This is a genomic window from Streptomyces sp. NPDC048521, assembly GCF_043199855.1.
Lineage (GTDB): Bacteria > Actinomycetota > Actinomycetes > Streptomycetales > Streptomycetaceae > Streptomyces.
This window is the reverse complement of the sequence record NZ_JBICWR010000002.1, coordinates 682,904-702,263: the sequence shown is the minus strand read 5'-3', so window position 1 is coordinate 702,263 and position 19,360 is coordinate 682,904. Positions and strand designations below refer to the sequence as shown.

Here is a 19,360-nt window from a genome sequence, read left to right as displayed (position 1 = left end):
ACTCGCGGGGTAGTCTCCGCGGGGAGTTTCTCATTGCCGAGGGAAGTTGAATACCCATGTCCGAGGGATCAATCCCGATTCAGAGTTTCGGCGCCAATGAGTGGGTCGTCGACGAACTCCGTCAGCGGTACCACGAAGACCCCGACTCGGTGGACGTGTCCTGGCGGGAATTCTTCGCTTCGGAAAGCGCGGACACCGGAAAACCGGCCGCCGCCCCCGCCGGAAGGCTGATCCCCGCCCCGTCCCCCGCCCCCGCATCCACCCCCGCACCTGCCCCCGCGCCCGCACCCGTCCCCGCCGCGCCGCCGCAGCCGGCCCCCGCCGCGGACGCCTCGCTGGACATTCCCACGGCGACATCGGTACGTGCCGTTCCGGCCAAACTCCTGATCGACAACCGGATCGTCATCAACAACCATCTCAAGCGGGCCGGCGGCGGCAAGGTGTCCGTCACGCACCTCGTCGGCTACGCGCTGGTGCGAGCGGCCAAGGCCCACCCGGGCATGAACCACGGCTACACGGTGCACGACGGCAAGCCCGCCGTGGTCAAGCCCGAACACCTCGACCTCGGCCTGGCCGTCGACGTGGTGGACCCGAACGGCGAGCACCGCATGGACGTCGTGGTCATCGAGCAGGCCGAGACGATGGACTTCGCGACGTTCTGGCAGGCGTGCGAGACCGCCGTGGCCCGGGCCCGGGCGGACGAGCCGGCCCCGCAGGGCCGCACCGGGGCCACGCTGTCGCTCGCCGACCTCGGCGCCGTCGGCACGGTCCACGCGGTGCCGCGCCTGCCGCGCGCCCAGGGCACGATCGTGACCGTCGGAGCCATGGAGTACCCGGCGGAGTTCCACGGCACGAGCCAGGACACCCTGAACAGGCTCGGCATCTCGAAGACCATGACCCTGACGTCGACCTACGACCACCGGGTGATCCAGGGCGCCGCCTCCGGCGAGTTCCTGCGTACCGTCCACCACCTGCTGCTGGGCGCGGACGACTTCTACGACGAGGTGTTCAGGTCTCTGCGCATCCCCTACGAGCCCGTGCGCTGGGTCGCCGACGTGACCGACGCGCACGACGACGTCGCCAAGGCCGCCCGTGTCTTCGAGCTGATCCACTCCTACCGGGTCCGCGGTCATGTCATGGCCGACACCGACCCGCTGGAGTACCGCCAGCGCAAGCACCCCGACCTGGACATCGTCGAGCACGGCCTCACCCTGTGGGACCTGGAGCGCGAGTTCGCGGTCGGCGGCTTCGCCGGCAAGTCGATGATGAAGTTGCGCGACATCCTCGGCGTGCTCCGTGACTCGTACTGCCGCACGACCGGCATCGAGTTCATGCACATCCAGGACCCCAAGCAGCGCAAGTGGATCCAGGACCGGGTGGAACGCCCGCACTCCAAGCCGGAGCGCGAGGAGCAGCTGCGCATCCTGCGCCGGCTGAACGCGGCGGAGGCCTTCGAGACCTTCCTGCAGACCAAGTACGTCGGCCAGCGCAGGTTCTCCCTCGAAGGAGGAGAGTCGCTGGTTCCCCTGCTGGACGCGGTGATCGACTCGGCGGCCGAGTCCCGTCTGGACGAGGTCGTCATCGGCATGGCCCACCGCGGCCGCCTGAACGTGCTGGCGAACATCGTCGGCAAGTCGTACGCGCAGATCTTCCGCGAGTTCGAGGGCAACCTCGACCCGAAGTCGATGCACGGCTCCGGTGACGTGAAGTACCACCTGGGCGCCGAGGGCACCTTCACCGGCCTGGACGGCGAGGAGATCAAGGTCTCGCTGGTCGCGAACCCCTCGCACCTGGAGGCGGTGGACCCGGTCCTGGAGGGTGTCGCCCGCGCCAAGCAGGACATCATCAACAAGGGTGGTACGGACTTCACGGTCCTGCCGGTGGCGATCCACGGCGACGCGGCCTTCGCGGGCCAGGGCGTGGTGGCCGAGACCCTGAACATGTCGCAGCTGCGCGGTTACCGCACCGGCGGCACGGTCCACATCGTCATCAACAACCAGGTCGGTTTCACCGCGGCCCCCGAGTCCTCGCGCTCCTCCATGTACGCCACCGACGTGGCCCGCATGATCGAGGCGCCGATCTTCCACGTGAACGGCGACGACCCCGAGGCCGTCGTCCGCGTCGCGCGGCTGGCCTTCGAGTTCCGCCAGGCGTTCCACAAGGACGTGGTGATCGACCTCATCTGCTACCGCCGCCGCGGTCACAACGAGACCGACAACCCGGCCTTCACCCAGCCGCTGATGTACGACCTGATCGACAAGAAGCGCTCGGTGCGCAAGCTGTACACCGAGTCCCTGATCGGTCGCGGCGACATCACCCTGGAAGAGGCCGAGCAGGCCCTCCAGGACTACCAGGGCCGGCTGGAGGAGGTCTTCGTCGAGGTCCGCGATGCGGCCCCTGTCGCCCCGGCCGCCCCGGAACCGCGGCCCGACGTCACGGTTGCGGTCCGGACGGCCATCTCCACCGAGGCGGTCAAGCGCATCGCCCGGTCGCAGATCGACCTGCCGGACCGGCTGACGGTCCACCCGCGTCTGCAGCCGCAGCTGCGGCGCCGTGCGGCGATGGTCGAGGACGGCACGATCGACTGGGGCATGGGCGAGACCCTCGCCATCGGCTCCCTGCTGCTGGAGGGCACGCCGGTCCGGCTGGCGGGCCAGGACTCCCAGCGCGGCACCTTCGGCCAGCGCCACGCGGTGCTGATCGACCGGGAGACCGGCGAGGAGTACACCCCGCTGCAGTACCTCTCCGAGGACCAGGCCCGCCTGAACGTCTACAACTCCCTGCTGTCCGAGTACGCGGCGATGGGCTTCGAGTACGGCTACTCGCTCGCCCGCCCCGACGCGCTCGTGATGTGGGAGGCCCAGTTCGGCGACTTCGCCGACGGTGCTCAGACGGTCGTGGACGAGTTCATCTCCTCGGCCGAGCAGAAGTGGGGCCAGACCTCCGGCGTCACCCTGCTGCTGCCGCACGGCTACGAGGGCCAGGGCCCGGACCACTCCTCCGCGCGTCCCGAGCGGTTCCTGCAGCTGTGCGCCCAGAACAACATGACGGTCGCCATGCCCACCCTGCCGTCGAACTACTTCCACCTGCTGCGGTGGCAGGTGCACAACCCGCACCACAAGCCGCTGGTCGTCTTCACCCCGAAGTCGATGCTGCGCCTGAAGGCCGCGGCCTCCAAGGCGGAGGAGTTCACGAGCGGGCGGTTCCGCCCGGTCATCGGCGACGGCTCGGCCGACCCGGCCGCGGTCCGCAAGGTCGTCTTCTGCGCCGGCAAGGTCTACTACGACCTGGAGGCCGAGCGGATCAAGCGCGGTGCCACGGACACGGCGATCATCCGCATCGAGCGGCTGTACCCGCTGCCGGGTGCCGAGCTGCAGGCGGAGGTCGACAAGTACCCGAACGCCGAGAAGTACCTGTGGGCGCAGGAGGAGCCGGCGAACCAGGGTGCCTGGCCGTTCATCGCGCTCAACCTGATCGACCACCTGGACCTGGCGGTCGGCGCGGACATCCCCGCCGGCGAGCGGCTGCGGCGCATCTCCCGCCCGCACTCCTCGTCCCCGGCGGTCGGCTCGGCCAAGCGCCACCAGGCCGAGCAGGAACAGCTGGTGCGTGAGGTGTTCGAGGCGTAAGGCCACCGTGACCCGGTGACGGGCCCGGTTCCGGAAATCTCCCGGAACCGGGCCCGTCCGACGCGGCACCGATGCCGGACCCGGTCCTGTGACAGCTCCGCCCGCGCCCGGCCCGCGCGGCCCGGGAGCCCGCCTCGGGGTACCGCCGGCCTCCTGCCGCGCCGAGGGTCGGGCGAGCCGTTCGTCGCCGGAGCGGTGGGCGGATGCGATGGTGGGTAGTGGGCAGGCGGTGGAGAGGGCGGCGGCCGGGACGGAGGATCCGCGATGGACTGGCGCACGTTCGCCGAGCAGATGGCGACCCTGGCGCGCGACCTGCTGGCGCAGGACACGGTGACCACCACCCTGGAACGGATCACCGCCTCCGCCACCCGGCTGGTCCCCGGCTGTGACGCGGCCGGCATCCTCATCCTGCACGGCAAGGGGGTGCAGACCCTCGCCCCGACCGACCAGCTCGTGATCGACAGCGACCAGCTGCAGGAGCGCCTGCGGGAAGGCCCCTGCTTCGACGCGGCCCGCCGCCAGAACGAGGAGCGGGTGTTCCGGATCTGGGACTTCCGTGACGACCAGCCGCGCTGGCCCGCCTATGTCCCGCAGGCCCGCGAGCTCGGCATCGGCAGCATGATGGGCTTCCTGCTCTTCACCGAGGGGGAGGACCTCGGCGCCCTCGACCTGTACTCCCGCAGCCCGCGCGCGTTCACCGAGGCCGGCGAGACGGCCGGCTGGCTGCTCGCCTCGCACGCCGCGGTCGCCTTCTCCAGTGCCCGTACGCACGCCCAGCTGGAGCAGGCCGTCTCCACCCGGCACGTCATCGGCGAGGCCATGGGCATCCTCATGGGCAGCCATCACCTCACCGAGGAGCAGGCCTTCGACGTGCTGCGCCGCTACTCCCAGGACCACAACGTCAAACTCCGGGAGGTGGCCCGCCGGATCTGCGAACGCGGCGGGCTCGACTGACGTTCAGGCGCCGGCCCGGGGAGCCGTAGGCCCCTCGAACGCGGCCAGGATGCGCTCCGCCGCCAGCGTCGCGGTCAACCGGCCCTCCCTGACCTGCCGTTCGAGGTCCGGTGCGGCCTCGCGCACCGCCGGGTCCGTGTGCAGCCGGCCGAGCAGTTCGTCGCGGACCATCGCCCAGGTCCAGCCGACCTGCTGGTCCCGCCGCTTGGCGGCGAGCCGCCCGGTGGAGTCGAGCAGCGTGCGGTGCTGCTCCAGCCGCTCCCACACCGTGTCCAGGCCGGTCGACTCCCGGGCGCTGCAGTGCAGCACCGGGGGAGTCCAGAAGGCGTCCTTGCCGTGCATCAGGCGCAGCGCCCCCGCCAACTCCCGTGCGGCGGCGCGTGCGTCGCGCTCGTGCGGGCCGTCCGCCTTGTTGACGGCGATCACGTCGGCCAGCTCCAGGACGCCCTTCTTGATGCCCTGCAACTGGTCGCCGGTGCGGGCCAGGGTGAGCAGCAGGAAGGAGTCGACCATGTCGGCGACCGCGGTCTCCGACTGGCCGACGCCGACGGTCTCCACGAGGATCACGTCGTAGCCCGCCGCCTCCATGACCACCATCGACTCCCGGGTGGCCTTGGCGACCCCGCCCAGCGTGCCCGCGCTGGGAGAGGGCCGGACGAAGGCGTTCGGGTCCACGGCGAGGCGTTCCATCCGGGTCTTGTCGCCCAGGATCGAACCGCCGGTACGGGTCGAGGACGGATCCACGGCGAGGACCGCCACCCGGTGGCCCAGCGAGGTCAGCAGCGTGCCGAACGCGTCGATGAACGTCGACTTGCCGACGCCCGGCACCCCGCTCACACCGATCCGCCGCGCCCGGCCGCTGTGCGGGAGGAGCTGTGTCAGCAACTCCTGTGCCAGCGCCCGATGGTGCGGACGGGTGGACTCGACGAGCGTGATGGCGCGGGCCACCAGGGCCCGCCTGCCGTCGAGCACACCCTTCACATAGGTGTCGAGATCGATCGCTGCCATCGGCCGCTACAGGTCGTGGCCGAGGTCGGCCGACAGCCGCTTCACCAGGTCGTACGCCGCGTCCGGGATCACCGTCCCGGGCGGGAAGACGGCCGTGGCACCCATCTCCAGCAGGGTCGGCACGTCCTGCGGCGGGATCACCCCGCCCACCACGATCATGATGTCCTCGCGGCCCTCCTCGGCGAGCTTCTCGCGCAGCGCCGGGACGAGCGTGAGGTGACCGGCGGCCAGCGAGGACACGCCGACCACGTGCACGTCCGCCTCGACCGCCTGCCGGGCGACCTCCTCCGGAGTCTGGAACAGCGGGCCGACGTCGACGTCGAAGCCGAGGTCGGCGAAGGCGGTCGCGATCACCTTCTGGCCGCGGTCGTGGCCGTCCTGGCCCATCTTGGCGACCAGGATCCGGGGCCGCCGGCCCTCGGCCTCCTCGAAGGCGTCCACCAGGGCGCGGGTGCGGTCCACGGACGGGGACTGGCCTGCTTCGTTGCGGTACACGCCGGAGATCGTACGGATCTGGCTCGCGTGCCGCCCGTACACCTTCTCCAGGGCGTCGGAGATCTCACCGACGGTCGCCTTGGCGCGGGCCGCGTGCACGGCCAGCTCCAGCAGGTTGCCGTCGCCGTCGGCGGCCCTGGTCAGCGCGTCCAGCGCGTCCCGGCACGCGACCTCGTCCCGCTCGGCCCGCAGCCGCCGCAGTTTCTCGATCTGCTGGGCGCGCACGGAGGAGTTGTCGACCTTGAGGACCTCGATCTGCTCGTCGCTGTCCACCCGGTACTTGTTCACGCCGATCACCGGCTGCCGCCCGGAGTCGATGCGGGCCTGCGTGCGGGCCGCCGCCTCCTCCACGCGCAGCTTGGGGATGCCGGCGTCGATGGCCTGCGCCATGCCGCCCGCCTGCTCGACCTCCTGGATGTGCGCCCAGGCCTTGCGGGCGAGGTCGTACGTCAGCCGCTCCACGTAGGCGCTGCCGCCCCACGGGTCGATGACCCGGGTGGTGCCCGACTCCTGCTGGATGAGCAGCTGGGTGTTGCGGGCGATACGCGCGGAGAAGTCCGTCGGCAGGGCGAGTGCCTCGTCGAGGGCGTTGGTGTGCAGCGACTGGGTGTGGCCCTGGGTCGCCGCCATCGCCTCGACGCAGGTGCGGGTGACGTTGTTGAAGACGTCCTGCGCGGTCAGCGACCAGCCCGAGGTCTGCGAATGGGTGCGCAGCGACAGCGACTTGCTGTTCTTCGGCTCGAACTGGGAGACCAGCTTGGCCCACAGCAGCCGGGCCGCGCGCAGCTTCGCGATCTCCATGAAGAAGTTCATGCCGATCGCCCAGAAGAAGGAGAGCCGGGGCGCGAACGCGTCCACGTCCAGGCCCGCCTCCCGGCCCGCGCGGATGTACTCCACACCGTCGGCGAGGGTGTACGCCAGCTCCAGGTCGGCCGTCGCACCGGCCTCCTGGATGTGGTAACCGGAGATGGAGATGGAGTTGTAGCGGGGCATCCGCTGCGAGGTGTAAGCGAAGATGTCGGAGATGATCCGCATCGACGGCTTCGGCGGATAGATGTAGGTGTTGCGGACCATGAACTCCTTGAGGATGTCGTTCTGGATGGTCCCGGCCAGCTTCTCGGGCGGTACGCCCTGTTCCTCCGCCGCCACGATGTACAGCGCCAGCACCGGCAGCACGGCGCCGTTCATCGTCATCGACACGGTCATCTTGTCCAGCGGGATGCCGTCGAAAAGCTGCCGCATGTCGAGAATCGAGTCGATGGCCACGCCCGCCATGCCGACGTCACCCGTCACCCGCGGGTGGTCGCTGTCGTACCCCCGGTGCGTGGGCAGGTCGAAGGCGACCGACAGGCCCTTCTGGCCCGCCGCCAGGTTGCGCCGGTAGAAGGCGTTGGACTCCTCGGCGGTGGAGAAGCCCGCGTACTGCCGGATCGTCCAGGGCTGGTTGACGTACATCGTCGGGTACGGGCCGCGCAGATACGGCGCGATGCCCGGGTAGGTGCCCAGGAAGTCCAGGCCCTCCAGGTCGCGGCCGGTGTACAGCGGCTTGACCCCGATGCCCTCCGGGGTCTCCCACAGCGGTTCCGCGCCCCCGGTCGCCCGCTTGACGGCCGTACGCCACTCCTCGGCACTGCCGTCGGCGACCGGGGTGCCCAGCTCGATGCCGGAGAAGTCGGGGATTCCCATCAGGACACTCCCATGCGGTCGAGGGTCGCGGACAGCACGGCCACGGCGTCGCAGCCCGCGAAGACGTACGAGTCGACGCCGGCGTACTCGGCCGGGCGGCCCGCGAGGAACACATGCCGGGCGCCGGCCGCGCGCAGCGACTCGGCGGCCTGTTCGGCCTGTTCGGCGTAGCGGGCGTCGCTGGAGCACAGCACGGCCTCGGTGGCGCCGCTGTCCTCGAAGCCGCCCTCGGTGACCGGCTCGATGCCGCCCGCCTGGAACAGGTTGGCCGCGAAGGTCGAGCGCGCGGTGTACTCGGCGGCCGAACCGAGCGTGGCGAGGTAGACGCGGGGCCGGGAGCCGGTTGCCGCCAGATGCGCGTCGGAGCGGGCCCGCAGCTCCTCGAACGCCTCGTCGCGGTGCACCCGGGGCAGACCGCCGGACGGCTGTTCGGGGGTGGGCTCGCGCTTCACCGGCTTCTCGGACAGCAGCGGGAACTCGCTGACCCCGGTGATGGGTTCACGCCGTTTGGCGAGCCGCTTGGACCGCTCCGCCCAGGTCGTCGCCAGGTCCGTGCGCAGCCGGCCGGAGCGCAGGACGGCCGCCTGGCCGCCGTCGCGCTCGATGGACCGGAAGAACTCCCAGCCGGCGTGGGCGAGTTCGTCGGTGAGCCGCTCGACGTACCAGGAGCCGCCCGCCGGGTCGATCACCCGGGCCAGGTGGGACTCCTCGATCAGGATCGTGGAGGTGTTGCGCGCGATACGGCGGGCGAACCCGTCCGGCAGGCCCAGCGCGTGGTCGAACGGCAGCACGGTGACGGCGTCGGCGCCACCGACCCCGGCCGCCAGCGTGGCGACCGTCGTGCGGAGCATGTTCACCCACGGGTCACGGCGGGTCATCATCACCGGCGACGTCACCACGTGCTGCACCTGCGCGCCCGCGCCCGGTGCCCCGCACACCTCGGCGACCCGCGCCCACAGCCGGCGCGCGGCCCGCAGCTTGGCGATGGTCAGGAACTGGTCGGCGGTGGCCGCGTAGCGGAACTCCAGCTGTCCGGCGGCCTGTTCGACGGAGAGCCCCGCCGCGGTCAGCTCCCGCAGATAGGCCACCCCGGTGGCCAGGGAGGCGCCCAGTTCCTGCGCGGCCGAGCCGCCCGCCTCGTGGTACGGCAGCGCGTCCACGGTCAGGGCGCGCACACCCGGGTACGTCTCGGCGCAGCGCGCGGCCAGCGCGGCGAAGGGCGCGAAGTCCAGGGCGGTGCCGGTCCGGGCCTCGTACCGCAGCGGGTCGGCACCCAGATTGCCGCGCGCGGCCTCCGGGTCGACGCCCCTCTCCTCGTACAGCCCGAGCAGCGCCTCGGCGGCGGCCTCGGTCTCCCCGCGCCCGTCCAGCACCACCGGCGCCAGGTCGAGGTAGACGCCGTCCAGGGCCCGGCCCAGCTCGCGGACCGGGATACCGCCCTTGCCCAGCACCAGCCACAGCGAGGTGACGCCGTTCTCCAGGTCGGACAGCACGGCGTTCGCCGTACCGTCGACGAGCGTCGTGTGCCGCTGCCGTACGTCCCAGCCGCCCGCGATGTTGCCCTCCGGGCGGCTGCCCCGTACGAACGGGGCGAAGCCCGGCAGGCCGGGGTCGGGCGCGTCGTCGCGCGCGGTGTACAGGGGGCGGGTGCGCAGCCCGTCCTCCAGCGTCGTGGACAGAGCGTCCTCAACTGCCGCGCCCGAGACTTCCTTGCCCGACTTGCGCAGCACACCCTCGACCAGGCGTTGCCACTGCTCGTGTGTCGCGTCAGGGAACTCGGCGGCCAGTGAGAGCCCGTCGTCAGGCAGGACCGTCATGGCTCGGATGCTAGGGCAGTGCCCTCGAGCGCGTGCAGAGCGCGGGCTGTGAGCTTTCTCCTGTTGCCCTTGTGAGCTGCGCCTCTCCCGTCCCTGGCGGCGCGTCCGGGGAGGTCAGCGCGGCTCTTCGCCCAGGGCCGGTACGAGCGCCCGCACGGCCGCGCGCTGCTCGGCGCCCATGGAGTCGGCGAGGGCCTGCCGGACGGTCCCGGCGAGCAGGGCGGAGGTCTCCCGCAGCCGCTCGCGCGCCGTGCCGGTGAGGGCGACCCGCACGCCCCGCTTGTCCCCGCACACGGACCTGCGGGTGACCAGGCCGGCCCGCTGGAGGCAGGCGATCTGGTAGGTGAGCCGTGTCTTGGGGCGGCCGAGGAGGTCGGCGACCTGGGTCATGCGCAGCCCGGCGTCCGGCTGTTCGGCCAGCAGGCACAGGATCAGGAACTCGTCGTGGGAGACGTCGAGGCACTCCTTCACGACCGACCTCAAGCGTTGCTCGACCGTTCCTGTGGCGGCCAGCAATAGCATCCAGGCGCGCAGCTCGTCCGGCAGGAGTCCGGCGTCCGCGGCGGGACATTCCGGCAGGTCGGCGGGGCGCGGGTCGGAGGCGGACATGGTGGGAGTCTAACCCGTTGTCCAATTTTGGATGTATGGGCTTGTTCGTCACCGGCGCAGCCGCTAGCGTTTGCGATCATCCAAATTTGGACCACTGATTCAGGAGTACGACGATGACCGTCGCCGTGGAAACAGGTCTCTGGCAGCTCGACCCGGCCGCGTCCACCGTGCAGCTGCGGAACAAGACGTTCTGGGGCCTGTCCACCGTGAAGGGCACCTTCACAGCTGTCCGCGGCGAGGGCGAGGTGAAGCCCGACGGCTCGGCCACCGGCACCCTGACCCTGGACGCGGCCTCCCTGGACACCAAGAACGCCAAGCGCGACACCCACCTGCGCTCGGCCGACTTCTTCGACGCCGACAACCACCCGGAGATCACCTTCGCGGTCACCGGCGCCGACCGCCTCGACGGTGACGCCGTCCGCGTCGCCGGCCGGCTGACGGTGCGCGGTGTCACCAAACCCCTCTCCTTCACCGGTCGCCTGGTCGAGGTGGGCGTCGACGCGCTCGTCCTGGAGGCGGAGTTCGTTGTGGACCGCACGCAGTTCGGCATCGCCTGGAACCAGCTGGGCATGGTCGCCAAGTCGGCCACGGTGACGACCAGGCTGCGGTTCACACGCGCGACCGCCTGAGGCCGGCCCCGGCGCACGTCCCGCGTCGCGAGCGTCCGCGGGGCCGCCGTGAGGCACGCAGCCGCGCGCGGGCGCTTGTCTCGGCGGGCGGCGTGAACCGGCCGGAGAGGCGTCCGCGGTTCCACGGCCGCCGTCTCGCGGGATCGACCGCACCGGCTCACGCCCTGGTCCGTCGTCGGCCCGCGTGCGAGGTGAGCGGAGAGCCCCCTGTCCGCCGCCCGCGGCCCCGGCGAGGCGAGCGGCCGCGCCGAGCCCCGCCGCACCCGGTACGAGAACGGTAAAAAGCGGGCGTACACGCACATCTTCCCCAGTGCCCGCCGAGTTCCGAACCGGCGGTTCGGTCGCTGACCGTGTCGTTGTTGGGCCGAACGGGTGACTTGGCGTAAGAATTGGCCGGTGCAGGCAATCAGTGCGAGTCAGGTCGGGGGGAGCCGGTGAGCCGTTACGACGTCACCGATGAGCAGTGGGAAGGGCTCGCCCAGGTCGTGCCGCTGCGAGGCCGGGACGCCTGGCCGTCCGCGGTGGACCACCGCTCGCTGCCCGATGCCGAGACCGAGACCCGGCGCCGGTTCGTGGTCCTGCGCGTCAACGTCTTCGCGGACGCCCGGGAAGTCGCCGAGACACTGATGGCCGGGGTGCCGGTGCTGCTCGATCTGTCCAGCGCGGAGGGCGATGTCGCCAAGCGCGTCCTCGACTTCAGCACGGGTGTCGTCTTCGGCCTGGGCAGCGGAATGCACCGCGTCGACCGCAACGTGTTCCTCCTCACCCCGCCCGGCACGGAGGTCAGCGGACTGATGGAAGGGGCGGGGCTCTCGGGAGGCTGAGAGTCGCGGTGCCGGTGCCCTTCACGACGGCGTTCTTCATACCGGCGTCCTCCCGGCCCGTCCCCCGATCGTAGGAAGGATCGGAGGCGGAACGGTTCGCCGCCGCCGCGGAGCCCTACGGTCCGCCTATGGCCGTGCCTTACGTGTCCGCCGGGCAGCCGGCGGCCGACGCGTCCCCGGAGACCGTCCCCGCGCAGTCCCGCGCAAGCTCCGACATGCGCGCCCGGGTCACCGAGTTGCGGCTGTCGGCCTTCGCCGGGCACCGGCGGGCCGGATTCCCGCTCGGGTCCGTGACCTTGTTCGCGGGCCCCAGCGGCGCGGGCAAGACGACGGCGCTCGCGGCGTTCGAGGCGCTCGCACGGCTCGGTGGCGGCGCCCCCCTCGGGGAGGCGTTCCCGGACCCGGTCGCCTGCGTGCCGGCGCGGGCCCGCCCGGACGCCGAGGGACGGCGGGGCTTCCGGATCGGGTGTACGGCCGACGGCGCCGAGGGCCCGGTCCGGCTCGACGTCGCCGTACAGGCCGAGCCGGTCCTGCGGATCGTGGGCGAGCGGCTGACCGCGGGCGGGGTCGTCCTGCTGGAGACCGCCCTGCGCGACCCGGGGCGCCGTACCGTGCAGGCCGCCTGGCACACCGCGGGCTCCGCCCCGGTGACCCGCGCCCCGCTCCCCGACGACCGCCTGGGAACCGCCCTGCTGCCGCTGCGCGTGGCCGGCAAGACGGACGGGCAGCGTCATGTGCTGGCCGCGGCCGAGCAGATGGTCGTCGCCCTGCGCTCCGTCTTCCCCTGCGACCCCTGTCCGGACCGCATGCGCACCCCTGTCCCCACGGGCTCCGGCCGGCTGCTGACGGGCTGCGACAACCTCGCCGACGTCCTGTGGCGCACCCGCGCGGAGTGCGCCCGTCGGCACGGCCGGCTGGTCGAGGCGCTGCGCGCGGGCTGCGCCGGCCCGGTGACCGACCTGATCGCCGAGCCGCTGTCCGACGGCACGGTACGGGCGCTGCTCGACCGCGGCGACGGCCGGCGCACGGAACTCGCCCGGCTCGGCGACGGCGAACTGCGCTACCTGGCGCTGACCCTCGTCCTGCTGACCGGACCCGGCGTCCTCGACGTGGACGCCCCGGGCGAGGTGCCCGACGCCCTGCGCAGTCTCACCGTCCTCGCCGACGGCTTCGACCGCGCCCTCGACCCCGCCCAGCGCCGGGAACTGCTCGCGACGGCGGCCCGCATGGGAGAGCGCGGGCACATCCGCTGCGTGGCCGCGGTGAGCGACGCCTCGTGGGCCGTGGGAGCCGAGGGCATCACGGTGGTACACCTGGAGACGTGACCGAACCTCTCGACCTGGCCCGACTCCAGCGCAGACTGGCCGAGTTCGCGGCCGCGCGGAACTGGCAGCCGTACCACACCCCCAAGAACCTCGTCGCCGCCCTCTCGGTGGAGGCCTCCGAACTGGTCGAGATCTTCCAGTGGCTGACGCCGGAGGAGTCCGAGCGGGTGATGGACGAGCCCGAGCGCGCGCACCGGGTCACGGACGAGGTCGCCGACGTGCTCGCGTATCTCCTGCAGTTCTGCGAGGTCCTGGGGATCGACCCGCTGGCCGCCCTGGCCGCCAAGATCGACCGCAACGAACACCGCTTCCCGCTGCCGGGAGCGCAGGACGACACCTGACGGTCTCGTCCGGCCCGCGTCCCCAACGGGCGGACCCACGAACTCCGTTATCACTCTCCGCAGTCAAATCACCGGGCGAATCCGAATTGTTGTCCACAGATTTCCCCTACCTCTGGCTTTTCGCCCCATGGACACTCACTCTGGGTAGTGGACACGGGAGTTCACACAGACGTGCGGAGAGCACGCGGACGGACGGGGGCAGCCCATGGACGCGATACGGATCATCCTCACCAGCAGGCGCGCCCTGGCCGGCGGTGCCGACGCGGTCGAGATGCTGGCGGAGGTATGGCAGGCGCAGGCCCTGGCCCAGGCGATCGGCAGCCGCCTCGCGGTCTCGGGGCCGCCCGAGCTGCGCGGCGAGGCGCTGGGGCTGACGGAGCTGGCGGGCCGGGGCTGCGGGGTCCTGGACCCTCCCGAACTCGACCCGGGAGACCTGCGCGCGGCCCAGCTCACCGAGCTGGACGACGCACGCGAGACCCTGCTCTGCCTCGGCGGCCTGCTCGGCGAGGTCGGCATCGCCCTGGTCGGCATGGCCAGCGCCGCGGCCGACGAGACGACGTACTGGCAGTGCATGGAGGCCATCGACGCGGCCGACGAGTCCCGCGACCGCGTCCTGGAGATGCTGCGCAAGCTGGCGGCACGGGAGGCGGTGGTACCGGAGAACGGCAACGAGAGCAGTCCCTCCGGTGCCCTGTGAGGAGGACACCGGGACGACGGCCGGCCCTCGGCCCAGATCGGCTTCCTCGACGGCGCCCTGACCGGCCTGCAGATCCGCCGGCGCCCACAGATCCACGTCCAGCGCGGCCATCAGCTCTTCCATCTGCTCCAGCAAGCCCCTCGGCCGACCGGCCACACCACCCTGCTGACCGGCGGAGACTCTTCGGACCGTCCGGCGCGGGTGCCGGACGGTCCGGCTCGGGCGGCCCGACGATCATCACCGGGGCCGGTCACTCGCCCCACCGCGGCCCCGGCCCGCCGAGGACGATTTTCACCCGACCGTGGACGGCCGTGCCGGGAGGTACCGGCGAGGTCGACGGGACGCCCGGCGTGCAGGATAGGTGTATGGACCTTCGAATCTTCACCGAGCCCCAGCAGGGGGCCACCTACGACACCTTGCTCACCGTGGCGAAGGCCACCGAGGACCTGGGCTTCGACGCCTTTTTCCGTTCCGACCACTATCTCCGCATGGGCAGCGTGGACGGGCTGCCGGGCCCGACGGACGCCTGGATCACCCTGGCCGGCCTCGCCCGTGAGACCAAGCGCATCCGCCTCGGCACGCTGATGACGGCCGGCACCTTCCGGCTGCCCGGCGTGCTCGCCATCCAGGTCGCCCAGGTCGACCAGATGTCCGGGGGCCGGGTGGAGCTGGGCCTCGGCGCGGGCTGGTTCGAGGAGGAGCACAAGGCCTACGGCATCCCGTTCCCGAAGGAGAAGTTCGCGCGGCTCGAGGAGCAACTCGCGATCGTCACCGGGCTGTGGGCGACCGAGGTCGGCAAGACCTTCGACTTCCACGGCACGTTCTACGACCTCACCGAATCGCCCGCGCTGCCCAAGCCCGCCCAGACGAAGGTCCCGGTCCTCATCGGCGGCCACGGCGCCACCCGTACCCCGCGGCTCGCCGCCCGGTACGCGGACGAGTTCAACATCCCGTTCGCCTCGGTCGAGGACAGCGAGCGGCAGTTCGGCCGGGTACGCGCCGCCGCGGAGGAGGCCGGCCGCGGCGCGGACGACCTGACGTACTCCAACGCGCTCGTGGTCTGCGTCGGAAAGGACGACCAGGAGGTCGCCCGGCGCGCCGCCGCCATCGGCCGTGAGGTGGCGGAACTGAAGGCGAACGGCCTGGCCGGTTCCCCGGCCGAGGTCGTCGACAAGATCGGCCGGTACGCCGAGATCGGCTCCCGGCGCATCTACCTCCAGATCCTGGACCTCGACGACCTGGACCACCTGGAGCTGATCTCCGCCCAGGTCCAGTCGCAGCTGTCGTAGGACGGCCGGGTCGCCCGGCCCCCGCGGACACGGCCCGGGTGAGGCCGCTCCCCGCCCGGCCCGCCGGACGGGGAACGGCGTACGGGGGCGGAGCGGCCGGAGCGGCCGGAGCGCACCCGGACGAGTCGGCGAGCCGCGAAGGGGCGAGGCCGATCCGCGGGGGTCGTCAGAGGTCGCGGACGGTGAGACGTTCGCCGTCCGGGGATCGGACGAGGACGTTCCAGGCGGTGCCGTCGCCGTCGTCGCCGTCCCACCCCTCGGCGAACGCTGCGGCCAGGCGTTCCGCGTCCGCGCTCCGCTCGGCGGTGTCGACGTCGGCCGTCAGCTCGATGTCGTAGTCACCGCCGACGAGGTGGACCAGGACGACCCGGCTCAGCGTGGCGGCGGATCCCTCCTGGCCGTTCTTCGCGGCCCAGGCCCGGAAGCGCCCCAGCAGACCCGGGTCGGATTCGCGCCGGGTCAGCGCGTGGCCGGGCGGGCGCCGGTGCGGCCGCTCCCCGCCGACGCCGTGCCGGCAGCCCAGCACCCAGGCACCGCGGTCCCGGTCCACCACCTCCCGCGGCCGGGCCGTGAGGGACCGGCGCACACAGCCGCCCCAGACCACCTCGCGCACCGCCGTGCCCTTGCCGCCTTCGGCGTAGAGCCGTCTGCCGGTCTGCCAGCCGGCGTCGTAGGCCGCGATGTGGGCCGGTGCGGCCGGGGGCGACGCGGACGGCGGCCGTCGCGCGCCGGTGTCGCAGGACACCGCGAGCAGTGCCAGGGCGGCCAGCGCCCACGCGGGTCCGGGTCCGCCGGTCCGGTCGGTCGAGCGCACCAAGTGATACCCCCTCGAGGTCCTCGGCCGGTTCCGGCCCGTCCTCCCGGTCAGAGGGTTCGCACGCCGCCCGGGTTGCCTGCGCGCCCCCACGGGCCCCCGCCGTCCTGCCCACGTGTGATGAAGTGACCGCCATGGGTTTCGGCATCCACCTCTACAAGTTCCGCCACGGAGACATCGTCCCGGTGGATGTTTCGACGGTCCGCGAGGTGCTGGAACCGTACGCCCCTTACGACGTGCCCGTGGGTGAGCCGGTCGCCTGGGTACGGACGGCGGACGGCAGCGAGGCCGACGTGTGCCTCGACCACGGGGTGTCCTTCGACCGGCCGGGCCGCGGGGTGCTGGACCTCGTCGCCGAGGTGGCCCGCCGTACCGGTGCCGCCGTCCTGCTGCTCGGTGACCCGGCGACGGCGATCGTGATGAGCGCGGAGGACCGGGGGCATCTGCCGGAGGACCTGCGCGAGGGCGCGGTCGTCGTCCCGCCCGCCGCCCTGACCGGCAACGCGATCGAACAGGTCGTCAGACCGCGGCCGGAGCCCAGACCCAGACCCATGCTGCCGCCGTTCCCCTACCATCCCGACCCGGTGGCCACCGGGTCGGTTGTCGCCGCCGACGAGACATGCGTGTGCTGCGGCCACGACCAGGGCTGGATCCACACCGGACCGGTCTACGGCGAGGACGTGCCCGACGGCCGGGTGTGCCCGTACTGCATCGCGTTCGGCACCGCCGCCCAGCGGTACGGCGCGTTCTTCAACGACGTCGAGGCGCGTGGGATGCCGGACGAGGCGGCCCGGCGGATCCGTGAGCGCACCCCCGGCTTCGCCACCTGGCAGGACTGGGGCTGGCCCGCGCACTGCGGCGACGGCGGGGTGTTCCTCGGCGCGGTCGGCGCGAAGGAACTGCGGCCCTACCCGGACGCGCTCGACCACCTGCGCGGACTGTGCGCCGAGTGGGGCTGGGGGCCCGCGTGGACCGAGGACTTCGTCGCCGCGCTCGACAAGGAGGGCGGGCCGACGGCCTACCTCTTCCGCTGCCGCGCCTGTGGCATCCACTTCACGCAGGCGGACTTCGCCTGACGGGTGGTGCCGGGGGGAGTCGGTGATCCCCCCGGCCCCTCGCGGCCATGGTGGAGATCACCGGGAGGCGGATCACGTGGGCGGCGTGACCGGCCCGTGAACACCATGTGCCGGAACTGTGGGCTCCATCACAGCGCACTTGATCCCGGCCTGGTCGGATGACCGCGTGCGCAAAGTGCTCCCTCTCGCCGCCACCGGCCTGCTGGCCCTGTCGGCCTGCCAGTTCGCCGGCCATGACGACCCCGCGGCCGAGGCCCACCGCCTCAACACCATGCAGTCGCTCCCGCTGCACGCCTACATACCGGATCCGTCGTCGGAGGGGGGCAGGTCCATCGGCAAGGCGCAGTGGATCCTCGCGAAGCAGTGCATGGTCCGGCTCGGCTTCGGCGGCTTCGCGACGCTCAACACCAGGACCGTCGAGTCGACGTACCCGGTCCGGCAGGGCACCCTCGCGGGCCGTGGCACGACCGGCGACGACAGCCCCTACGGGATCGACGATCCCGACCGGGCGGCCGAGCACGGCTACCACAACCGCGATCAGGAGGAGTCCGCCCAGCCCCAGGAGTGGCCCGCCGACCAGTACGTCGCCCTCACCGGCACGTTCGGCTCCGGCGACAGCCACTTCGCCCATGGCAACCCCATCCCCGAGGGCGGCTGCCTGGGACAGGCGACACGGAAGATCTACGGCCCCGCGCCCAAGGCGACGAAGGTCAACGGCGTGCGGCTCACCGGTTATTACTCGCTGGCCCTCGAGCTGTGGTACGAGTCCCACAAGGCGGCGCGGAAGGACCCGGGCTGGAAGAAGGCCGACCGCGCGTGGTCGGACTGCATGAAGGAGAAGGGCTTCCGCTACCCCGACCCGGACGAGGCATCCCTCGACACCGCCTGGTACCGGACCGAGGGGCCGTCGGCCAAGGAGAAGAAGACAGCGGCTGCGGACGCCCGGTGCAAGCTCGACACCGACTACATCGACACCGTGCACGCCATCGAGGCCGACGCTCAGAAGACGGTCATCAGCAAGCGCAAGAAGGCACTGGACGACCTGCGCGCAGCGGACGAGCGGGCCGTCCGGAGCGCCCGGACCATCATCGGCGAGCAGTCTTGAGCAGGGCGGTGCGCACCGGGAGCGCCGCGGTGACCGCCGCCACGGCGGCGGCCCTCGTCCTCGCCGGGTGCGGCTCGCAGGCCGGCGCCCGCAGCGACGGAACCGGCCCCTGGGCGGTCACCGCCGACCCGTTGTGCCCCTCCGGCATGCCCCGGTACGGCGCCGCCCCGACCGACACCCCGTCACCCGCGAGCAGCGCCCCGCCGCCCTCCGGGACCCCGCTCCCGCTGCCCACCGGCACCCAGGCGGCCCAGGGCGGTGTGCGGATCACCGGTCTGTCCGGCTGGACGTCCGACCGCGGCCAGGACTGCCCGTCCGCCCGGTCCGCCGCCACCTTCACCGTCACCAACCACGCCAGGACGGCGATGACCTACACGGTCACCCTCGGCTTCCTGGCGGCGACCCGAGGCGCCGTCGACACCGTGGCCACGACCGTTGCCGCGGTCCCGCCGGGACGGACGGTGAAGAGCACCGCCGTCCTCGGGGAGCTGCCCGAGCACGCACCGGCCGTGACCGGTGTGTCGATCCTGAAGGTGCGCAGTGCCCCCGTCGACGAGGCCCCCTCGGCGGGCGGCCCCTGCCCGGCCTCCGGGGTGCGCCTGTACGCCGACCAGGGCGACGCCGCCATGGGACTGCGCGCGGTGAGCCTGCACCTGGAGAACTGCGGCACGCGCCCGTACAGCCTGAACGGCCGTCCCGCGCTCCAGATCCTGGACGCCGACCACACGGCCGTCACCGGTGTGCGCCTCGTGCACGGCGAGGAGATCGCCACCGGCACCGGCGCCGACGGCACCCCCCGGCCCCTCACCCTCGCCCCCGGCGAGCGCGCCTACGCCGTGCTCACCTGGCGCAACACCACTGAGGCCGGCGACGGTTCGCGCCCCGTCGACGCCCCCTACGTGCGCGTGCGGGCGAAGCCGGGCGCCCGCCCGGTGATCGTGACACCGGAGCTGGACCTCGGCACGACGGGCAGACTCGGCGTCGGCCCGTGGAAGAAGGACGACACCGGCCGTTAGCGGAACCGGCGGGCGGCACTGCTCGAAAACCAGTGGTCACCGGGCC

Annotated in this window: 16 protein-coding genes; 11 read left to right on the top strand and 5 right to left on the bottom strand. The window is 72.3% G+C overall.

All coding sequences use genetic code 11. From position 1 onward, the window contains the following. The first annotated feature begins 56 nt into the window (after positions 1–56). Together ACGFRF_RS07500 and ACGFRF_RS07495 are read left to right on the top strand one after the other, a co-directional pair. Positions 57–3,629, top strand: coding sequence for a multifunctional oxoglutarate decarboxylase/oxoglutarate dehydrogenase thiamine pyrophosphate-binding subunit/dihydrolipoyllysine-residue succinyltransferase subunit (locus ACGFRF_RS07500; RefSeq protein ID WP_393737651.1), 3,573 nt, complete (start codon positions 57–59; stop codon positions 3,627–3,629). Between the two features lie 264 nt (positions 3,630–3,893). Further along, positions 3,894–4,583, top strand: a complete 690-nt coding sequence (locus tag ACGFRF_RS07495; RefSeq protein ID WP_393737650.1) for a GAF and ANTAR domain-containing protein — start codon at positions 3,894–3,896, stop codon at positions 4,581–4,583. A 3-nt stretch (positions 4,584–4,586) separates the two neighbouring features. On the opposite strand, the gene meaB is transcribed toward ACGFRF_RS07495, so the two are convergent. The 4 genes from meaB to ACGFRF_RS07475 form a co-directional block, all read right to left on the bottom strand. Further along, complete coding sequence (gene meaB, locus ACGFRF_RS07490) at positions 4,587–5,591, bottom strand: methylmalonyl Co-A mutase-associated GTPase MeaB (protein WP_393737649.1); 1,005 nt, start codon at positions 5,589–5,591, stop codon at positions 4,587–4,589. Positions 5,592–5,597: 6 nt separating this feature from the next. After that, entirely contained in the window at positions 5,598–7,772 is a 2,175-nt protein-coding gene (scpA, locus tag ACGFRF_RS07485) for a methylmalonyl-CoA mutase (RefSeq protein ID WP_393737648.1), read from the bottom strand. Next, on the bottom strand, positions 7,772–9,589 hold the full coding sequence (locus tag ACGFRF_RS07480; RefSeq protein WP_393737647.1) for a methylmalonyl-CoA mutase family protein: 1,818 nt from the start codon (positions 9,587–9,589) through the stop codon (positions 7,772–7,774). Before ACGFRF_RS07480 ends, scpA begins: the two co-directional genes overlap by 1 nt. A 114-nt stretch (positions 9,590–9,703) precedes the next feature. Next, positions 9,704–10,198 (bottom strand): MarR family winged helix-turn-helix transcriptional regulator, encoded by a 495-nt coding sequence (locus ACGFRF_RS07475; RefSeq protein WP_393737646.1) that lies wholly within the window; start codon positions 10,196–10,198, stop codon positions 9,704–9,706. A gap of 113 nt (positions 10,199–10,311) precedes the next feature. Between ACGFRF_RS07475 and ACGFRF_RS07470 the strand changes: the two genes are divergently transcribed. The 6 genes from ACGFRF_RS07470 to ACGFRF_RS07445 all read left to right on the top strand — a co-directional run bounded on the left by ACGFRF_RS07470 (position 10,312) and on the right by ACGFRF_RS07445 (position 15,303). Further along, on the top strand, positions 10,312–10,827 hold the full coding sequence (locus ACGFRF_RS07470) for a YceI family protein (RefSeq protein WP_393737645.1): 516 nt from the start codon (positions 10,312–10,314) through the stop codon (positions 10,825–10,827). Between the two features lie 434 nt (positions 10,828–11,261). Continuing rightward, positions 11,262–11,651 carry a cell division protein SepF gene (locus ACGFRF_RS07465; protein ID WP_393737644.1) on the top strand — a complete coding sequence of 130 codons (390 nt, stop codon included), beginning with the start codon at positions 11,262–11,264 and terminating at the stop codon, positions 11,649–11,651. Between the two features lie 128 nt (positions 11,652–11,779). Continuing rightward, positions 11,780–12,976 (top strand): AAA family ATPase, encoded by a 1,197-nt coding sequence (locus ACGFRF_RS07460; RefSeq protein WP_393737643.1) that lies wholly within the window; start codon positions 11,780–11,782, stop codon positions 12,974–12,976. Beyond that, positions 12,973–13,317: a nucleotide pyrophosphohydrolase gene (locus ACGFRF_RS07455; protein WP_393737642.1), complete on the top strand. Its 345-nt coding sequence runs from the start codon at positions 12,973–12,975 to the stop codon at positions 13,315–13,317. Before ACGFRF_RS07460 ends, ACGFRF_RS07455 begins: the two co-directional genes overlap by 4 nt. 205 nt (positions 13,318–13,522) lie before the next feature. Continuing rightward, complete coding sequence (locus tag ACGFRF_RS07450; RefSeq protein WP_393737641.1) at positions 13,523–14,014, top strand: DUF6099 family protein; 492 nt, start codon at positions 13,523–13,525, stop codon at positions 14,012–14,014. A 365-nt stretch (positions 14,015–14,379) separates the two neighbouring features. Further along, positions 14,380–15,303, top strand: coding sequence for an LLM class F420-dependent oxidoreductase (locus ACGFRF_RS07445; protein ID WP_393737640.1), 924 nt, complete (start codon positions 14,380–14,382; stop codon positions 15,301–15,303). 166 nt (positions 15,304–15,469) lie between these two features. Here the strand turns inward: ACGFRF_RS07445 and ACGFRF_RS07440 are convergent, their stop codons facing one another. Further along, on the bottom strand, positions 15,470–16,117 hold the full coding sequence (locus tag ACGFRF_RS07440; protein WP_393737692.1) for a hypothetical protein: 648 nt from the start codon (positions 16,115–16,117) through the stop codon (positions 15,470–15,472). 134 nt (positions 16,118–16,251) lie between these two features. Between ACGFRF_RS07440 and ACGFRF_RS07435 the strand changes: the two genes are divergently transcribed. The 3 genes from ACGFRF_RS07435 to ACGFRF_RS07425 all read left to right on the top strand — a co-directional run bounded on the left by ACGFRF_RS07435 (position 16,252) and on the right by ACGFRF_RS07425 (position 19,314). After that, entirely contained in the window at positions 16,252–17,193 is a 942-nt protein-coding gene (locus ACGFRF_RS07435) for a CbrC family protein (RefSeq protein ID WP_393737639.1), read from the top strand. Between the two features lie 166 nt (positions 17,194–17,359). After that, positions 17,360–18,298, top strand: a complete 939-nt coding sequence (locus ACGFRF_RS07430; protein WP_393737638.1) for a hypothetical protein — start codon at positions 17,360–17,362, stop codon at positions 18,296–18,298. A gap of 29 nt (positions 18,299–18,327) precedes the next feature. After that, positions 18,328–19,314: a DUF4232 domain-containing protein gene (locus tag ACGFRF_RS07425; protein WP_393737637.1), complete on the top strand. Its 987-nt coding sequence runs from the start codon at positions 18,328–18,330 to the stop codon at positions 19,312–19,314. The last annotated feature ends 46 nt before the right edge of the window (positions 19,315–19,360 follow it).